Consider the following 16,973-nt stretch of genomic DNA (forward strand, 5'->3'; position numbering starts at 1 on the left):
AGAGACAGTAGCGGATACAGCAATTCCTTGAGCATTTGCGAAGCTCAGGCAGCGGGCGATTTGACCATCTAAATCCTTTTTCTGATCGGAGCTGGAGACGCGACTATAAATAACAGCTTTAGACTCTCTAACAACCTCATCAACAATGATCGTGCCAGTAGGCAGCTGCCTTGCAGGCACAGGAAGCTTGCCGCTACGAAACTGGTTCCATGCGGTACGATAGCTTATTCCTTGTTTTCTTGCCCAATCTGAAAGCTTCATTTACACCAATATATTACTATGTATATATATACAGTAATATAAAATCAGCAACAGTTGCAAACCCTCAAGCAGGCACAGCAGAACCAACTTCAACAAGCCTATCAGACGGTCGCTGGTGCTAATGCAGAATTTGATAAGCTGCGGGACTTTTACAACGATCTTGGTGAGCGTCTCGTGGCAGCTCAAGAAGAGGCTGGTGCTATCGCCGAAGCGATTGAAGAAGAACAGCTAAATTCTACTGTTGTGATTTCGACCATTACCCTGATTATTATTCTGGTACTTGTCACGACCGTGCCACGTCTAATCTCGTCACGTATTAATGCGCTAACAGGTAGAATGCAAGCGCTTGGCCAGTCTGGTGGAGATCTGACGGTTCGCCTTCCGGTGGAAGGGGATAACGAGTTGGCTCAATTAGCGAAAGCGACGAATCAATTTGTTGAGTATCTAACGGGGCTATTGTCTGAAATCGATCAATCGGTAGAGGATATTGCTCGCAGTGGCCATCAAATTACTCAACTTGCAGGTAAGACAACGGATCGTATTACAACCCAAGCGGCGGCAGTACAGCAGTTCTCTACTTCTGTATCAGAATTAAATGACGCAATCGCGGAAGTGGCGCGCCAGTTACAGCTGTCTTCTGAAGCGACCGATAATGCTAAAAAAGACGTGCACACTTCGGGTCAGCAGATTAATCAAACCATTGCTTTAATCAATGATTTAGCGGGCTCTATGGCCAGCATTTCTGATGTGGTTGCAAATCTAGAAAAGCGCAGTGCCGATATTAACTCAGTACTTGAAGTCATCGGTGGTATCGCTGAACAAACCAACTTGCTGGCATTGAACGCTGCCATTGAGGCGGCCCGCGCCGGTGAAACTGGTCGTGGTTTTGCGGTAGTGGCCGATGAAGTTCGCGCATTGGCACAGAAAACCCAAGAATCGACCCAGACCATCCAAGACTCCCTCAATCAATTGAGTGCTGAGGTAACTCGGGCGGTGAACTCGGCCAATGAGGGGCAGAAAGTTGCTAACGCTACCTCAAGTGCAGCAGAAAGTACCGTGGAAGCCATGTCTCATATCACTCAACGGGTGCAAAGTGTTGCTGAGTTCTCGTTGCAGATTGCCACCGCCACAGAAGAGCAGAGTTATGTGGTGCAGCAGTTGGCCGATAGCGTAGAGTCCATGCGCCATACTTCTGAAACCGTAACCCATGATGCGGATGAGACCCTATCATCTGTGACTCAGGTAGAAAGTAACATTGGTCGTTTGAAGGCGCGTTTGAATAGCTTCAAATTTTAAGTGCCCCGATATGTTTTGAAAGCAGCGCCCAGTGCGCTGTTTTTTTGCCCAAAATTTTGTTGCCTATTATGAAATAAACTATTTGCATTTGGGGTATTTGTTGCTTGAAGTATTATGTTTAACATAATCGCCAATAACTAATGTTTGAGGAAAAAATTATGGCGACAGTAGCATTTGTTTCCCATGGCGGTGGCCCTATGCCGGTTCTTGGCGACCCAGGGCATGCGGATCTAGTGGTAAGTTTTGCTGATCTAGCGAAAGATCTACCTAAGGCACCTTCGGTGATTGTCGTAGTCAGTGCCCATTGGGAAACCCGTGGCATTGAGGTGACAGGCGCAGCGAACCCTGAGCTTATATACGACTACTACGGCTTTCCGGCTGCGTCTTATCAGCTACAGTATCCTGCACCGGGGCAGCCCGAATTGGCGGAAGGTTTGGTGCAACAGCTTGCGAAACAGGGTTTGCCCGTCACCCTAAATGGGAAACGCGGGTTTGACCACGGTATGTTTATTCCTTTGATGTTGCTGTATCCAGAAGCGAATATTCCCGTGGTGCAGGTATCGTTGGAGCGTAATCTTGATCCAGCCTTGCATTGGCAATTGGGGGAAGCATTGACCAAAAGCCTGCCTGAAGATGCTTTGCTACTGGGCTCCGGCTTTAACTTTCATAATATGCGTGCTTTCTTTACTCCGAAGACAGACGGTATGTTAGCCCAAGTGAATCAATTCCAAACCTGGATGGATCAGCTTGTGGAAAATACTGACCTTTCTCCACAGGAAAAAGCGACAGCTTGGCAGGGCTGGAGTCAGGTAGAGGGTGGGCGTTACTGTCATCCACGGGAAGAGCACCTGTTGCCATTGGTTGTGTGCCATGGTGCGGCCCAAGGGGGAGCGAAAACCTATCTTTCCCAGGTGATGGGCGTGCCAGCACGTCATTATCTATGGGGCTAGAGTGAGTTAAGACTCCAGATACAAAAAATCCGGCAGTGACGCGTCACTGCCGGATTTTTTATGGAGAGGACAGCGAAAAGAACTTATTTTTTGTTCTTTTCTGCTAGGCGTTTTTCCCAGAACTCAGCACCATTGATGCCCAATTTCTTAGGATCGAACGTGTATTCGGTTACGCCAGCGGCTTTTTGCTCTTCGTAGTCACGTAGCGCTTTCATAGTCGGTTTCGCCATGAAGAAGATCACTAGGATACCGACGATGTTCAACCAAGCCATGATACCTACACCCACATCACCTAGGTTCCAGATGTAACCAGCGGTATTCACTGTACCGTACGCCACCATGAACATGATCACTAGTTTAACCAAAGTGAGTGGCACGTTTAGCTTTAGTGAACGGCGTAGGTAAGCGACGTTTGTTTCTGCAATGTAGTAGTAGGCTAGGATAGTGGTGAACGCGAAGAAGAAAATCGCGATACCAACGAATACTGGACCGAAACCACCGAAGATGCTTGCAAGCGCCATTTGCGTAAAGGCTGGAGAAGCAATCTGAACATCTGCAGCAATGTTTTGTACGATGAACTGACCGTCTGGCAATGTGCCTTGTACGTTGTATTGTTGCGTGATCAAGATCATCAACGCCGTTGCAGTACAAACGAATAGAGTGTCAACGTAAACAGAGAAGGCTTGCACCAGACCTTGTTGCGCTGGGTGCTCAACTTCTGCCGCAGCAGCAGCGTGAGGACCAGTACCTTGACCGGCTTCGTTAGAGTAAACCCCACGTTTTACACCCCAACCGATCGCTGCACCGAAACCTGCTTGAGCAGTAAAGGCATCAGAAATAATCAACGCGAATACATCTGGTACCATGTCTAGGTTCAAGAACACGACGATCAAGGCCATGATGATGTAACCCATCGCCATGAACGGAACGATGATCTGAGTGAAGTTCGCGATACGCTTGATACCACCGAAGATGATGAACGCAAGAATCGCTAGGATGAAGGCTAATGCCACCAACTTAGTGCTACCTACTTCACCGAAGGAAGTGGAGATCATGGTGCCTTCACCAAATACCTGAGCCACAGCGTTACCAACGGAGTTAGCCTGAATGCCAGGTAGGAACACGCCACAAGCAATGATCGACGCGATGGCGAACAATACGCCCAACCAGCGCCAGCCTAGGCAACGTTCGAAGTAATAAGCTGGACCACCACGGTATTGGCCGTCTTCGCTCACTTTGTAAATTTGACCAAGCGTAGACTCTGCATAAGCGGTACTTGCGCCAAGGAAGGCCACAACCCACATCCAGAATACGGCACCAGGGCCACCGAAACCGATTGCCGCAGCAACACCGGCGATATTGCCAGTACCAACACGACCAGATAGAGAAACCGCTAACGCTTGAAAAGAGGAAATACCTTTGTCAGAGGTGTTGCCTGAGAACAATAAATTCCACATTTCTTTGAAATGACGGACTTGAGCAAAGCGGGTAAGAATAGAGTAGAACAGGCCTGCACCTAGGCAGAGGTAGATCAGAGCGGGGCTCCAAATGATTCCGTTAAGGAAATCAATGAATGCTTGCATGGTTTGTCTCCAATGATGGTAGCTCGGAAGAGCTTTTTTATAGTTCTTGTTCGATCACCCAGAGTGGCGAATTAGCATTTTTTGTAACCAACTTCATCCTTCGCGCAATGTTATGTTGGTTGTTTGTTCGGTCTTGTATCAAGACGGCGGGGAATTTAGCACAGGCAGACAGGGAATAACATTTATCTACTGGTTGCTAACTGGTGCTACTTGTTGCTATTTTGTCAAATTATCATTCTGGCTTTTGGTTTGTTTTAGGTGTTTTATGATGGTGTTTGGCTCTATATTTAGTTTATTTCACTGTGTTGGTGGTTTTGGCTCCCTTTGGCAAACTACTTGCAATAAATCTTTGCTAGTCTGACCATCAAATACTGAATCTATATCCGGATTCAGTCAGTGCTTCACCTTCAAGGACAACAACATGTCGACTACTAAAGGCTCCACTATCAACCTGAGTAGCTTGGCTTCCAGCCAAGATCTACAGCAAAGTATTCAACAGCATTTGCGTTACACCTTAGCCCATGCACCTAAGCAGGCCACCCTACGCGACTGGTGGCTCAGTACTTCCTTAGCGATTCGTGACCGCATTATGGATAGTTTGGTCGCCACCCAGGATGCCCACAACGAGAACAACGTACGCCGGCTTTATTACTTGTCGATGGAGTATCTGATGGGCAGGATGCTGCGCAACAACGTGCATAACTTGGGTTTGGAAGCTGCCGTATGTGAAGCGACGCAAGCACTCGGGCTGAATTGGGATGAGTTATGTGAACAAGAAGTGGATATGGGGCTCGGGAATGGTGGTCTTGGGCGTCTTGCTGCTTGCTTTTTGGATTCCTTAGCTACCTTAGATCTGCCCGCTGTTGGCTATGGTATTTACTATGAGTTCGGGCTCTTTAAACAAGACTTCGAGAATGGCAAGCAGGTAGAACACCCAGATACTTGGACCACGTTTGGTACGCCTTGGGAAGTCGTTCGCCCAGAATATACCCAAACGGTGCAGTTCTATGGTCATGTTGAAGCTGGCTACGATGATTGTGGTAACTATCGCCCGCGCTGGGTAGACACGAAAAGTGTGCTTGGTGTGCCATTTGATATTCCAATCGCAGGTTACGCCACGAAAACGGTGAACTTCCTACGTTTGTGGTCTTCCCGCTCGACGGAAGATTTTGACTTGGATGAGTTTAACCGAGGCGACTATGTGGAAGCCGTACGAGAAAAAGCCATCGGCGAAACTATCTCGAAAGTGCTGTATCCGAACGATAAAACCGAAAACGGGAAAGAACTGCGCTTAGTGCAACAGTACTTCTTTGTGGCTTGCTCGTTAGCGGATATTTTACGTCGTTTCGAGCGCAACAATAGCGACTGGCATGATTTACCTAAGTTGGCCGCTATTCAATTGAATGATACCCACCCTGCCATCGCCGTGGTTGAGTTGATGCGAATTTTGGTGGACGAAAAACACATGGGGTGGGATGACGCTTGGTCAATTGTGACCCGAGTGTTTGCCTATACCAATCATACCTTGCTGCCAGAAGCCCTTGAGAAGTGGAGTGTGGCTCTATTTGCCAAAGTGCTACCGCGTCATTTGCAGATCATTTTTGAAATCAACCGCCGATTCCTGGATGAAGTTGAAGCCAAATGGCCCGGTCGAGATGACATCAAAGTGGTGCTGTCATTGATTGAAGAGGGTGGCGATAAAATGGTGCGTATGGCCCATTTGGCAGTGGTTGGTAGTCATACCGTAAACGGTGTGGCGGAGCTGCATTCGCGATTGCTGAAGTCCGATTTATTCCCAGAATTTGATGCCCTTTACCCTGGCAAGCTAACCAACAAAACCAATGGCATTACACCACGCCGCTGGCTATACAGCTGTAACCCAGAGTTAAGTAAGTTAATTGATAGCGTCGGTATTGAATCAGACTGGCCGAAGAATTTGGAGCGCTTGCGGGCACTGGAAGCCAAAGCGGAAGAAGCCTCTTTCCAGCAGCAGTTTATGGCCGTAAAGCGCGCAAATAAGGCCGTGTTAGCAGAAGTAATCAAGCAAGAATGTGGTGTCGAAGTTAGCCCAGATGCCTTGTTTGATGTTCAGATTAAGCGTTTGCATGAATATAAGCGTCAACATCTGACCTTATTGCATATTTTGACTCTGTACCACCGTCTGTTAAATGATCCGCAAGCGGATATTGTGCCACGGGTATTTATTTTTGGTGCGAAAGCCGCGCCGGGTTACGCCCTAGCGAAAACCATCATCCATGCCATTAATTCGGTAGCGAATGTTATCAATAACGATGCGCGCATTGACGGTAAGCTAAAGGTGGTGTTTCTGCCCAATTACCGCGTATCTCTTGCCAGCAAGATCATTCCTGCTGCGGACTTATCGGAGCAAATTTCTACTGCCGGTAAAGAAGCCTCAGGCACCGGTAATATGAAGCTGTCTCTCAATGGTGCTTTGACCATTGGCACTTTGGATGGCGCCAATGTGGAGATCAAAGAAGAAGTGGGCGACGACAACATTTTTATCTTTGGTTTGACGGTAGAAGAAGTGCAACGCCTCGATCGTGAGGGGTATAACCCGTACCACTACTACGACAATGATGCGGAGCTAAAAAACGTATTGGATTGGTTGTGTTCGGGCTACTTCTGTCCAGAGGACCCCCACGCGTTTGAACCGATTCGTCACAGCCTGCTAGCCGGGGGGGATCACTTTAAGGTGATGGCGGATTACCGCGCTTACGTAGATTGTCAGCGTCAGGTGGATGCGGTATATCGCAATCCATCACGTTGGGCACAGATGGCCATATTGAATACTGCACGGATGGCAAAATTCTCTTCTGATCGTACTATCCAAGAGTATGCCGATGAGATTTGGTCATTACCAGCTTGCCCAATTCAGGAGTGAATAGGGTAAGTGGTTTAGATGGTATTTGTGTAAGTAAATGCTTAACTAAGTATAAGCAAAATAAGGTTTTAGTTATCTTTTAAAGCCTTCATAGTGGCTCCTAATGATTTGCTAGTTTTCAACATTAGGAGCCACTATGTCTGTCATCGGTCACCTTATTAACGGTCAATTGTCCACCGACGCTGCCCGCCTGCAAGATGTATATAACCCAGCAACCGGCCAAGTAGCAAAGCAAGTTGCTATTGCCAGTAAAGCGACGGTTGAAGAAGCCATTGCTGCTGCCCAAGCCGCTTACCCTGCATGGCGCAATACACCGCCGATGAAGCGTGCTCGTATCATGTTTAATTACAAAGCTCTGCTTGAACAAAATGCCGATAAAATTTGTGCCATGATCGGCGCCGAGCACGGCAAGATTTGTCACGATGCCGCAGGTGAACTACAGCGTGGTATCGAAAACGTGGAATATGCCTGCGGTGCGCCAGAGTTATTGAAAGGCGAATACAGCAAAAACGTGGGCCCAAACATCGACTCTTGGAGCGAATTTCAGCCACTCGGTGTGGTTGCCGGTATTACCCCTTTCAACTTCCCAGCCATGGTGCCCTTGTGGATGTTCCCAATGGCCATCGTGTGCGGCAATACCTTCGTGTTAAAACCATCCGAGCGTGATCCGAGCACCGCACTATACATAGCTGAGCTGCTAAAAGAAGCAGGATTACCAGATGGCGTGATGAACGTCGTAAACGGTGACAAAGAGGCCGTTGATACCCTATTAACTGATCAGCGTGTAAAAGCCGTCAGCTTCGTGGGTTCTACACCTATTGCGGAATACATCTACAGCACCGCCAGTGCTAATGGTAAGCGCTGCCAAGCTTTGGGTGGCGCGAAAAACCATGCGATCGTGATGCCGGATGCGGATATGGATAACGTTGTGAGCCAGCTATTAGGCGCGGCGTTTGGTTCTTCTGGCGAACGTTGTATGGCGCTATCTGTGGCTGTTGCTGTGGGTAAAGAAGCCGGCGATGCGTTGGTTGCTAAAATGGCTGAAGCTATGAAGCCGCTAAAAGTGGGTGAGTGTTCTGATAAGTCCAATGACTTCGGCCCGCTGATTACCAAAGAACACCGCGACAAAGTGGTAGGCTTTATTGATAGCGCTGAAGCACAAGGCGCCAAGGTGGTTGTTGATGGTCGTAATCCGGTTGTGGCGGGTTATGAAAATGGTTACTTCGTCGGTGCGACCCTCATCGATGGTGTGACCAAAGAAATGGATTCCTACCAACAGGAAATCTTTGGTCCGGTACTGCAAGTGGTTCGCGTTGATACTATGGAACAAGCCATGCAGCTGATCAATGACCACGAATACGGCAACGGTACCTGTATCTTTACCCGCGATGGTGAAGCTGCCCGTTACTTCTCTGACAACATTGAAGTCGGCATGGTTGGCATCAACGTACCGCTGCCAGTGCCTGTGTCTTACCACAGCTTCGGTGGCTGGAAGCGCTCACTCTTTGGTGACCTACATGCTTACGGTCCTGATGCAGTGCGTTTCTACACGAAACGTAAAACCATCACCCAACGTTGGCCATCGGCTGGTGTACGTGAAGGTAAGAGCTTCTCTTTCCCGTCTTAAGTTCTCCATTTAGAACATAAAAAGAGTCGACCTATCGTTTGGTAGGTCGAGTCTTTTATCTCAATCCTACTTCTCCCGCTTGCTGGTGTTGGGTGTGTGGATTGCTCCAGCATCGTTGTATTCACCGTTATCCTCGGCTATGTTGTTCCGATTGCGATTAATAGGTTGGATTCATGGCGGTTAAGCATATCGGTCAAGTCAGCGATACGGATATCCGTACGTTACGTATCTTCAAAACCGTAGTGGAATGCGGTGGTTTTGCTGCCTCTGAGGTAGAGCTAAATATTTCCCGAGCGGCAATTAGCATTGCCATGTCAGACTTAGAGACTCGACTTGGGTTTAAGCTAGCGCAGCGTGGCCGCGCCGGTTTTTCGCTTACTAGTGAAGGGCAGCAAGTTTATGACTACGCCTTGCAGCTGTTATCTTCCATCGAAAATTTTCGTACTCAAGTCAATGCGTTACATGCCAATTTAAAAGGCGAGCTGACCATTGGTATTACTGATAATTTGGTCTCTATGCCACATATGTTGGTCACAAAAGCCTTGGCGCGCCTGAAAGAAAAGGGCTCAGATGTGCGGATCAATATTCGCATGATCCCTCCCAATGAAGTAGAACGGGGAGTGTTAGACGGTAAGCTGCATGTGGGGATAGTGCCAGACCTGAAGGTCATCGATGGACTCCATTATCGGCAGCTTTATGATGAGCGTTCGATGCTTTACTGCAGTCGCCAGCATCCCTTGTTTGGTATTGAGCTAGGAAAGGACTGGGCGCAGGTTTTGTCCGATATCGATGCGGTGGTGCCTGCTTATGCCCAAGCCCCTGAGATTAAGCTGCGCCAGCAACAACTGCATGGCACCGCAACGGCCACGGACCGGGAGGGCGTGGCGTTTTTGATTTTAACTGGAAAGTACATTGGCTACTTGCCAGACCACTACGCCGAGCGCTGGGTGCGTAGCGAAGAAATGTGGCCTTTGCTGCCAGAGCAGCTAAGTTACCACACTCAATTCTCTGCTATCACCCGGGTCACTGGCGTCCCCAACTTGGTGTTGGAGACTTTCTTGAATGAATTAGACCAGCTACGGGAAGCTTAAATAACGCCGAGCTCCACCAAGCGTTCATGGAGGTAGCTTTTCGCGGTGTAGCGTTCCGACAATACCACTTCAGGGCGTGGGTGCAGGAATAGCGGTAAAGAAATCCGAGACTTGGTCTTGTCGGCTCCCTCTGGGTTAATCACTCGGTGAGACGTGGACGGGAAGTAGCCGCCGGACGCTTCTTGCAACATGTCACCGATATTGACAATCAGATTGCCGAAATCGCAGGGTACATCCATCCAAGAACCGTCTTTTAATTTCACCTGCAAGCCTGGTTCGTTGGCCGCTGGCAAGATAGTGATCAAGTTAATGTCTTCGTGGGCACCGGCGCGAATCGCTCCCAATTCTTCGTCGCCTTTTAGCGGTGGGTAGTGAAGCACGCGCAGTAGCGTTTGGTCACTGTTGGCGATCATTTGCGACAGCGGCTCGGAGTAGTGCTGTGCCACGTCTGCCGGCGTATGAGCTTCGATCCAACCCAATAGTTGCGCGGCTAGTTGATTCGCCTCTTGGTAATAGCGGGCAAGCTCTGCTTTTAACTGAGCTGGACATTGTCCCCAAGGGTAATAATGGAAGTATTCCTTGATGTCTTTTTTAGTGTGGCCCTTTGCGACTTCGGAAACTTCTGGCGGGAAGTAGCCATCCTGGGTGCCCACATTGTAGTGGTAGTTATGCTTCTCTTCCGAGTTATAAAAAGCTTGCCAGTTTTGATAAATCGAATTCACTAGTGCCTGTTGTATCGGATGATTTTTTAGTACACCGAAACCGGTTTCCCGTAGGGAAGTGGTAAATTCTTGTGCCGCATTTGGGCTTAAATAATCAACCGCAGTCAATGTTGTCATGGGCTTAGTCTCAAATTGGTATTACGGATAGAGGGTCGATGAGTAGCTTCTAATAAGCAAATGCCCCTAGGCTAGGACGACCAACCGCTGTGAAAAAAATACCGTTCATCCACGGTTTCTCCAACATGAGCGCGCCACTGACCGATACTTAGGTCAGAGAGTAATCTGGCGCGTAGGAGAGGGGCTATGAAGTGCATCAATATCCAATCAAATAAGTGACTAATGGAACAAAATTATAGCTGCCCAAATGGTCAAGTAAAGTTGAAGTCAGTACAAAATTACGCATTTTTACTGGCAAAACGCCATCTTTGCCTATACTGCATATAACAGCAATGTGACATCTGGCTGTTGAATCAAGGTAATCTTGCCCCACATAGCAAGGCATTCACTTGGACGCGAAGCTCTGCGTCGTACACAAATAAGAGGGCGTTTTATGAATCTTGCATTTCAGTCGTTAAAGAATCACTTTTTAATTTCGATGCCACATTTGAATGATCCGAATTTCGAGCATACTGTGGTGTACTTATGTGAACATAACGAAGACGGTGCTATGGGGATTGTGGTGAATCGCCCCTCGCCGATCGACTTTAGTGAACTGGCAGAACATCTAGGCATGACGCTGTCCTCGCCACAGCTGATAGCGGAGCCAATTTATCTTGGTGGGCCAGTGGAAGCCGAGCGAGGGTTCATCTTGCATAGCTCCGATAAGTCTTGGGGGAATACGCTCCATGTGACCGATCAGGTGAGTTTGTCTGCATCCCTAGAAACGCTAGAAAATATTGCGTCTGGTAATGGTCCTGAGTCGTTTCGCATTGCTCTTGGGTGTGCTGGTTGGGAGGCAGGTCAACTTGAGGGGGAGATTGCCAACAATGACTGGCTAGTGGTGGAGGCGGATTTAGACGTATTGTTTAATACTCCTAGTGACTTGCAGTTTAATGCTGCAACCAAAACTCTTGGCTTGGATATGAGCTTTCTCTCACCGGATATAGGTCATGCTTAATGACAGAAAATGAAACACAGGTTACTTCGTCTCAGGCAAAGCCCAGCACCGTGCTGGGCTTTGATTTTGGAACCACGCGCATTGGCGTTGCAGTGGGTCAAGCGCTGCTTGGTCAAGCCCGTCCGCTGTCCCCTTTAAAAGCCAATGATGGCATTCCAAATTGGGATGTCATTGAGAAAATCGTTGCCGAGTGGCAGCCGGATGCGTTTGTGGTGGGGTTGCCGTTAAACATGGATGGTAGCGAAAATGAGATGTGTCAACGGGCGCGTAAGTTTGCCAAGCGCCTCCATGGACGTTTTAATCGTCCTTACCATATGATGGATGAACGTTTGTCCTCCTACGAAGCAAAAGGGCAAGTCATCGCCCAAGGCGGGAACCGCAACTTCAAAGAAAACTCGGTTGACGGGTTAGCGGCACAAATGATTATTGAAAGCTGGTTCGCCCAGCGCTAAGCTGGCTTTTTGTTTAATTCTCAGATTCACGGGCAGGTAGGCATGACATTGGATTTATCCCGCGCACTCAATAGCATGAAGAGTCAGTTGCGCGATTACTGTGTCAACAAACAAATTGTTGACCCGATTGTGGTAGGCATACACTCAGGTGGCGTTTGGGTGGCCAATGAGGTGCTGTCTTCAGTGCCGACACAAGAACCCTTGGCGACGCTAGATATTACCTTCTATCGTGATGACTTCACCTATGCTGGGTTGCATCCCCAAGTCGGTCATACCCATTTACCAGCATTAGAAGATCGTCACGTTATTTTGGTGGATGATGTACTGATGTCAGGGCGTACCATACGCGCTGCCATGAATGAAATTTTTGACTTTGGGCGCCCTGCCAGCATTACCCTTGCGATTCTCTATGAATTGGATGGACGAGAGTTGCCGATCCAAGCGGATATCGTCGGTGAGAAACTCAGCTTGAACCAAAATCAGCGTATCAAGTTGGCTGGTCCTGCTCCATTGACAGTTTCTTTGATGGAAACGGCCTAAATTAGCGTTTCGCGCTTTATTTTTGCGGCCAGTCGTACGACAATAACAGCTTGGATACAGTGGCTTACCGAGGTCAGTTTGCCGTCCTAGCCCGTTGTTTGTGCTCAGTTTTTTCGGTGTACTGCTGCCTTTGTAGACCACGAATGCCCGGTTGTGAAGCTATTCACACCGGGCATTTTCCTATCTTTTTCAGTGACTGAGGTAAGCAAACCATGATGCGATCCGACCCGCGGGCGTTACAACTCAACGATCAAGGTCAGCTTAAACATTTTTTGACACTAGATGGTTTAAGCAAAAATATACTCACAGAGATTCTTGACCGAGCAGAATCGTTCTTATCCATGGGTGAACAGTCGGTTAAAAAAGTGCCGCTTTTACGCGGGAAAACGGTAGTAAACCTGTTTTTTGAAAACTCTACCCGTACACGCACCACCTTTGAGCTTGCCGCCAAACGCCTTTCCGCGGACGTTATCAACCTCAACATCGAAACTTCAGCGACTTCCAAAGGGGAATCCTTGCTCGATACCCTAAAAAACCTAGAAGCGATGCAAAGTGATATGTTTATCGTGCGCCACTCAGACTCTGGTGCCCCCCATTTCATCGCTGAACACTGCACGCCAAATGTGGCCATCATTAATGCTGGCGATGGACGCCACGCTCACCCGACCCAAGCCATGTTAGATATGCTGACAATTCGCCGCCACAAAGGTCAGTTCGAGGGGCTAAAAGTGGCGGTGGTAGGGGATATTCTTCACTCTCGCGTAGCTCGCTCACAATTGCATGCCTTGACGACACTTGGAGTAGAAGAAGTACGTTTCGTTGGTCCGAAAACGCTAGTGCCAGAATATTTTGCCGAGCTAGGAGCGACGATTTGCCATGATCTTCGCGCAGGCTTAGATGATGTGGATGTCATTGTTATGCTGCGGCTCCAAAAAGAACGTATGGCTGGAGCACTGTTGCCGAGTGAAAGTGAATTCTACCGTTTATATGGTCTTACCAAAGAAAGCCTTGCTTGGGCGAAACCCGATGCGATCGTTATGCACCCAGGGCCAATTAACCGTGGCGTAGAAATTGCGTCAGAAGTGGCGGATGGAGAGCAGTCGGTGATTCTTAACCAAGTAACTAATGGGATTGCGGTGCGTATGGCAGTGCTATCCATGGCAATGAGCGGTCAAATGCAAGCACAGCAGCAAGAAGGCGGGGAGTAAGTCCAATGAAACTACAAGTCACGAATGGCCGCGTTATTGACCCCAGCCAAAATTTAGATGCGGTAACCGATCTGTTTATTGAAGACCATCGTATTATCGCTATTGGTACCGCGCCAGCAGACTTTGTGGCGGACGAAGTCGTCGATGCTAGCGGCCAGTGGGTCTTGCCGGGTCTAGTGGATTTAGCGGTCTCCCTACGTGAGCCTGGTTTCTCGCAAAAGGGCAGTATTGCGTCGGAAGGGCGTGCGGCGGTTTCCGGTGGCGTCACCACCTTAGTATGCCCACCGAATACTAAGCCTATTGTTGATACACCTGCCGTGGCGGGGTTGATTCAAGATAAGGCAGATGAAGCGGGTATGGCGAATGTGTTTCCGATCGGTGCCTTGACCCAAGGGTTGGCTGGTGAGCAACTAAGTAACATGGTGTCTTTGACCGACGCCGGTTGCGTGGCGTTGTCTAACCATCGTCAGCCCATGGCAAATACTAAAGTATTGTCCCGAGCTCTCGAATACGCCGCTACCCACGATTTGCTGGTGATATTCCATCCAGATGAGGCCAGCCTGTCCGCTGGCGGCTGTGCCCATGAGGGCCTCACTGCCACACTGCATGGTTTGCAAGGTATTCCAGAGACGGCGGAAACCATCGCCTTGATGCGGGATTTATTACTGATTGAGAAAACCGGAGTGCGAGCGCATTTTGCTCGTTTATCTTGTGCTAAGTCGGTAGAAATGATTGCCGATGCCCGTGCGTCTGGTTTGGATGTGACCTGTGATGTGGCATTGCATAATTTGTTGTTGACCGATGCGGTGTTAAATCAGTTTGATGGCCATTACCATGTGCTGCCGCCTTTGCGTAGTGAAAATGACCGCTTAACACTGATTGAAGGTATTAAACAGGGCGTGATCAGTGCCATTTGTTCGGATCACCAACCCCATGAAAAAATGGCGAAAATTGCGCCCTTTGCCGCCACCGAACCGGGCATGGCGAATGTGGAAATTCTATTACCTCTCGCGCTGCGTTTGATGGACGAGGGGGATTTGGATTTGGATACCTTGCTACGTTGCCTGACCGTTGGGCCAGCCAGTTGCTTTGGTCTTGAAGCCGGCTCATTAGCCGTAGGAAGCTTCGCTGATTTTGTATTATTCGATAGTACGGCGGCGTGGACCTGGAGCAAGGACAACGTGCGCACAAAAGGCTCTAACTCGCCATTCTTGGGCGAAGAGCTAAAAGGTCGAGTGTCGGCAACGTATATTTCGGGGCAGTTGGTGTACGCCAATCCGGTAGTAAACCAGTAACATTTTTAAACGAGAATTACGCGCGAGGCTGGGCGTTCTGCATTGTGTTTTATCAGTATGTAAGGGATTATGCCTGTGACAGATGATTTGGATACGCAAATAAACATGACAAGTTCTACTAACAAGGTCGCCACGGGAAAGGCTATTAGTGAGCAGGAGTTAACCGCTCAGCTGGATGCTTTATTGCGCATGCGCGATAGTGAGCATGCCATGTTCACGGCCATTGCTAGTGGTATGACGCGGGAATCGTTCTACGATCGGCTGGTGGCCCATGTGGCCACCGTTATGCCCGAAGTACGCTGTTGCTTAGTCTCTTGTGACAGTGAGTTGACCGATTGGCGCATCCTTAATCAGCAAGGCTGGGAGAGAGTGGGGGTCGATAAAGTCGGGACCCTAGAGCGTGTACCCCAAGCCATGATTACTTTTGCTGCGAGCCCTTCCCGGGATACCTGCCAATACCGAGAATTGTCCACTCATAGTGATTGGATTGCTTGGTATGGTCTGCTGGATGACCAAGGTTTAGCTCAATGCGATATGCTCAGTGTTCAAGATGAGTTAGGTGGTTGGTTTTTGGTTGCCCTCTTCTCTCAGAGCCTTTCTGCGGTAGAGCGCCAGTCCTTCAACTGGCATGTGGCGCAGGCGCTGAAGGGGCTGAAAACGCTAACTCAGGCCTATTTTTGTCACAACGAAGCTGACCGTGTGCTTATTGAAAGTCAGAAGTCGGATAAGGTCACAGGATTGTTGCTGCGTCACGCTTTCGATGACCTATTTGCGGTGATGTTAAAAGATGCCCGCCGCTATTTTCAACGCCTCGCGATGGTCAGTGTTCAGGTCACGGGATTACAGCAGAACGACGATATAAAACAGTTTTCTCAGGTTTTGGCGAAGACCTTGAGAGATAACGATCTTATTGCCCGTTACAGCGACAACGAATTCTTGATGGCAATGCGTATTGGCCAACTTGATGACGTGGAAGTTGTTGCCAAGAAGCTTATGCGCTCCCTTGATGAAGCAGGACTACCGCAACGTCCTGGCTGTGAAGTGAAAGTGGGGTTGGCACTCTATCCTGAGCAATCTAACAACGCCTCTTTGTACCACTCCGCTCATAATGCGGCCAAAGCGGTGGCGGAACCCGTAGGTTATCGCCTTGAATACTATGGTAATTTTGTCCAAAGCTTGGATGAAGCTTACAGTTTGTAACATTAAATAAACGGTTTGTTGTATGTCTATTGCCGAGAATTTAACGGATATCCGTGCCCAAATAGCGCAGTTGGAGCATGCCAATCAGCGTCCTTCAGGGGCGGTGCGCCTATTGGCGGTGAGCAAAACGAAACCGGTAGCGGATTTAGAAGCTGCATATGAAGCGGGTCAGCGCTGTTTTGGCGAAAACTACGTCCAGGAAGCGGTGGAAAAACACGCAGCACTGGCCCATTTAACCGATATCGAGTGGCATTTTATCGGGCCACTACAGTCCAACAAAGCTAAAGCGGTGGCGCAAACAATGGACTGGATACACAGTGTGGATCGAGAAAAAATTGCGCTGCGTTTAAGTGAAAATCGCCCCCAAGACATGGCCCCATTGAATGTGCTAATTCAAGTGAATTTGAGTGGAGAAGCATCTAAGTCCGGCGTGTCTCTGGATGAAATTGCCTCTATGGCAGAACTCGTAAATAGTCTTCCTAGTTTGACTCTGCGGGGGTTGATGGCCATACCTGCTCCTCAAGTGGATGAAGCGTCCCAGCGCGAAGTATATCGTCCGTTAACGCAAGCCTTCCTTGAATTGTCCCAGCGTTATGACCATATTGATACGTTATCAATTGGTATGTCTGACGATTTGTCAGCTGCAATTGCCTCTGGTAGTACTATGGTGCGGGTGGGGACAGCTATATTCGGTGCCCGCAACTACGGTTAATCATACGATTCACTTTA

15 protein-coding genes are annotated in these 16,973 nt (G+C 48.7%); 12 read left to right on the forward strand and 3 right to left on the reverse strand.

Annotated elements, in window-relative coordinates; translation table 11 throughout:
- Positions 1-261: recombinase family protein (locus FJM67_RS11205; RefSeq protein WP_181161441.1), on the reverse strand; the 261-nt coding region annotated here is incomplete at its 3' end.
- Positions 262-315: 54 nt separating this feature from the next.
- Here FJM67_RS11205 and FJM67_RS11210 point away from each other — a divergent pair.
- Together FJM67_RS11210 and FJM67_RS11215 are read left to right on the forward strand one after the other, a co-directional pair.
- Positions 316-1,557, forward strand: coding sequence for a methyl-accepting chemotaxis protein (locus tag FJM67_RS11210; protein ID WP_140589332.1), 1,242 nt, complete (start codon positions 316-318; stop codon positions 1,555-1,557).
- A gap of 158 nt (positions 1,558-1,715) precedes the next feature.
- Positions 1,716-2,507 carry a DODA-type extradiol aromatic ring-opening family dioxygenase gene (locus FJM67_RS11215; protein ID WP_140589333.1) on the forward strand — a complete coding sequence of 264 codons (792 nt, stop codon included), beginning with the start codon at positions 1,716-1,718 and terminating at the stop codon, positions 2,505-2,507.
- Positions 2,508-2,590: 83 nt separating this feature from the next.
- Here the strand turns inward: FJM67_RS11215 and FJM67_RS11220 are convergent, their stop codons facing one another.
- A complete protein-coding gene (locus FJM67_RS11220; RefSeq protein ID WP_140589335.1) occupies positions 2,591-4,090 on the reverse strand; it encodes an alanine/glycine:cation symporter family protein in 1,500 nt (499 codons plus the stop codon).
- A gap of 421 nt (positions 4,091-4,511) precedes the next feature.
- Here FJM67_RS11220 and FJM67_RS11225 point away from each other — a divergent pair, with 421 nt between their 5' ends.
- From FJM67_RS11225 to FJM67_RS11235, 3 genes are all read left to right on the forward strand, one after another.
- Positions 4,512-6,992 (forward strand): glycogen/starch/alpha-glucan phosphorylase, encoded by a 2,481-nt coding sequence (locus FJM67_RS11225; RefSeq protein WP_140589337.1) that lies wholly within the window; start codon positions 4,512-4,514, stop codon positions 6,990-6,992.
- Positions 6,993-7,128: 136 nt separating this feature from the next.
- Positions 7,129-8,619, forward strand: coding sequence for a CoA-acylating methylmalonate-semialdehyde dehydrogenase (locus tag FJM67_RS11230; protein WP_140589339.1), 1,491 nt, complete (start codon positions 7,129-7,131; stop codon positions 8,617-8,619).
- Positions 8,620-8,792: 173 nt separating this feature from the next.
- Positions 8,793-9,710, forward strand: a complete 918-nt coding sequence (locus tag FJM67_RS11235; protein WP_140589340.1) for a LysR family transcriptional regulator — start codon at positions 8,793-8,795, stop codon at positions 9,708-9,710.
- On the opposite strand, the gene FJM67_RS11240 is transcribed toward FJM67_RS11235, so the two are convergent.
- Positions 9,707-10,549: an isopenicillin N synthase family dioxygenase gene (locus FJM67_RS11240; protein ID WP_140589342.1), complete on the reverse strand. Its 843-nt coding sequence runs from the start codon at positions 10,547-10,549 to the stop codon at positions 9,707-9,709. The two genes, FJM67_RS11235 and FJM67_RS11240, sit on opposite strands and share 4 nt — an antisense overlap.
- Positions 10,550-10,982: 433 nt before the next feature.
- Between FJM67_RS11240 and FJM67_RS11245 the strand changes: the two genes are divergently transcribed.
- The 7 genes from FJM67_RS11245 to FJM67_RS11275 all read left to right on the forward strand — a co-directional run bounded on the left by FJM67_RS11245 (position 10,983) and on the right by FJM67_RS11275 (position 16,956).
- Entirely contained in the window at positions 10,983-11,549 is a 567-nt protein-coding gene (locus FJM67_RS11245) for a YqgE/AlgH family protein (protein ID WP_140589344.1), read from the forward strand.
- Entirely contained in the window at positions 11,549-12,001 is a 453-nt protein-coding gene (gene ruvX / locus FJM67_RS11250) for a Holliday junction resolvase RuvX (protein ID WP_140589346.1), read from the forward strand. The genes FJM67_RS11245 and ruvX overlap by 1 nt, the downstream gene beginning before the upstream one ends.
- 42 nt (positions 12,002-12,043) lie before the next feature.
- Positions 12,044-12,541 carry a bifunctional pyr operon transcriptional regulator/uracil phosphoribosyltransferase PyrR gene (gene pyrR / locus FJM67_RS11255; RefSeq protein ID WP_140589347.1) on the forward strand — a complete coding sequence of 166 codons (498 nt, stop codon included), beginning with the start codon at positions 12,044-12,046 and terminating at the stop codon, positions 12,539-12,541.
- 212 nt (positions 12,542-12,753) lie between these two features.
- Positions 12,754-13,749, forward strand: a complete 996-nt coding sequence (locus FJM67_RS11260) for an aspartate carbamoyltransferase catalytic subunit (protein WP_140589349.1) — start codon at positions 12,754-12,756, stop codon at positions 13,747-13,749.
- 5 nt (positions 13,750-13,754) lie between these two features.
- On the forward strand, positions 13,755-15,044 hold the full coding sequence (locus FJM67_RS11265) for a dihydroorotase (protein ID WP_140589351.1): 1,290 nt from the start codon (positions 13,755-13,757) through the stop codon (positions 15,042-15,044).
- Between the two features lie 105 nt (positions 15,045-15,149).
- A complete protein-coding gene (locus tag FJM67_RS11270; protein ID WP_181161482.1) occupies positions 15,150-16,244 on the forward strand; it encodes a GGDEF domain-containing protein in 1,095 nt (364 codons plus the stop codon).
- A gap of 22 nt (positions 16,245-16,266) precedes the next feature.
- The gene (locus FJM67_RS11275; protein WP_140589355.1) at positions 16,267-16,956 is read left to right on the forward strand and encodes a YggS family pyridoxal phosphate-dependent enzyme; all 690 of its coding nucleotides are present in this window, start codon (positions 16,267-16,269) and stop codon (positions 16,954-16,956) included.
- Positions 16,957-16,973: the final 17 nt, after the last annotated feature.

The organism is Maribrevibacterium harenarium (assembly GCF_006385675.1).
Lineage (GTDB): Bacteria > Pseudomonadota > Gammaproteobacteria > Pseudomonadales > Marinomonadaceae > Marinomonas > Marinomonas harenarium.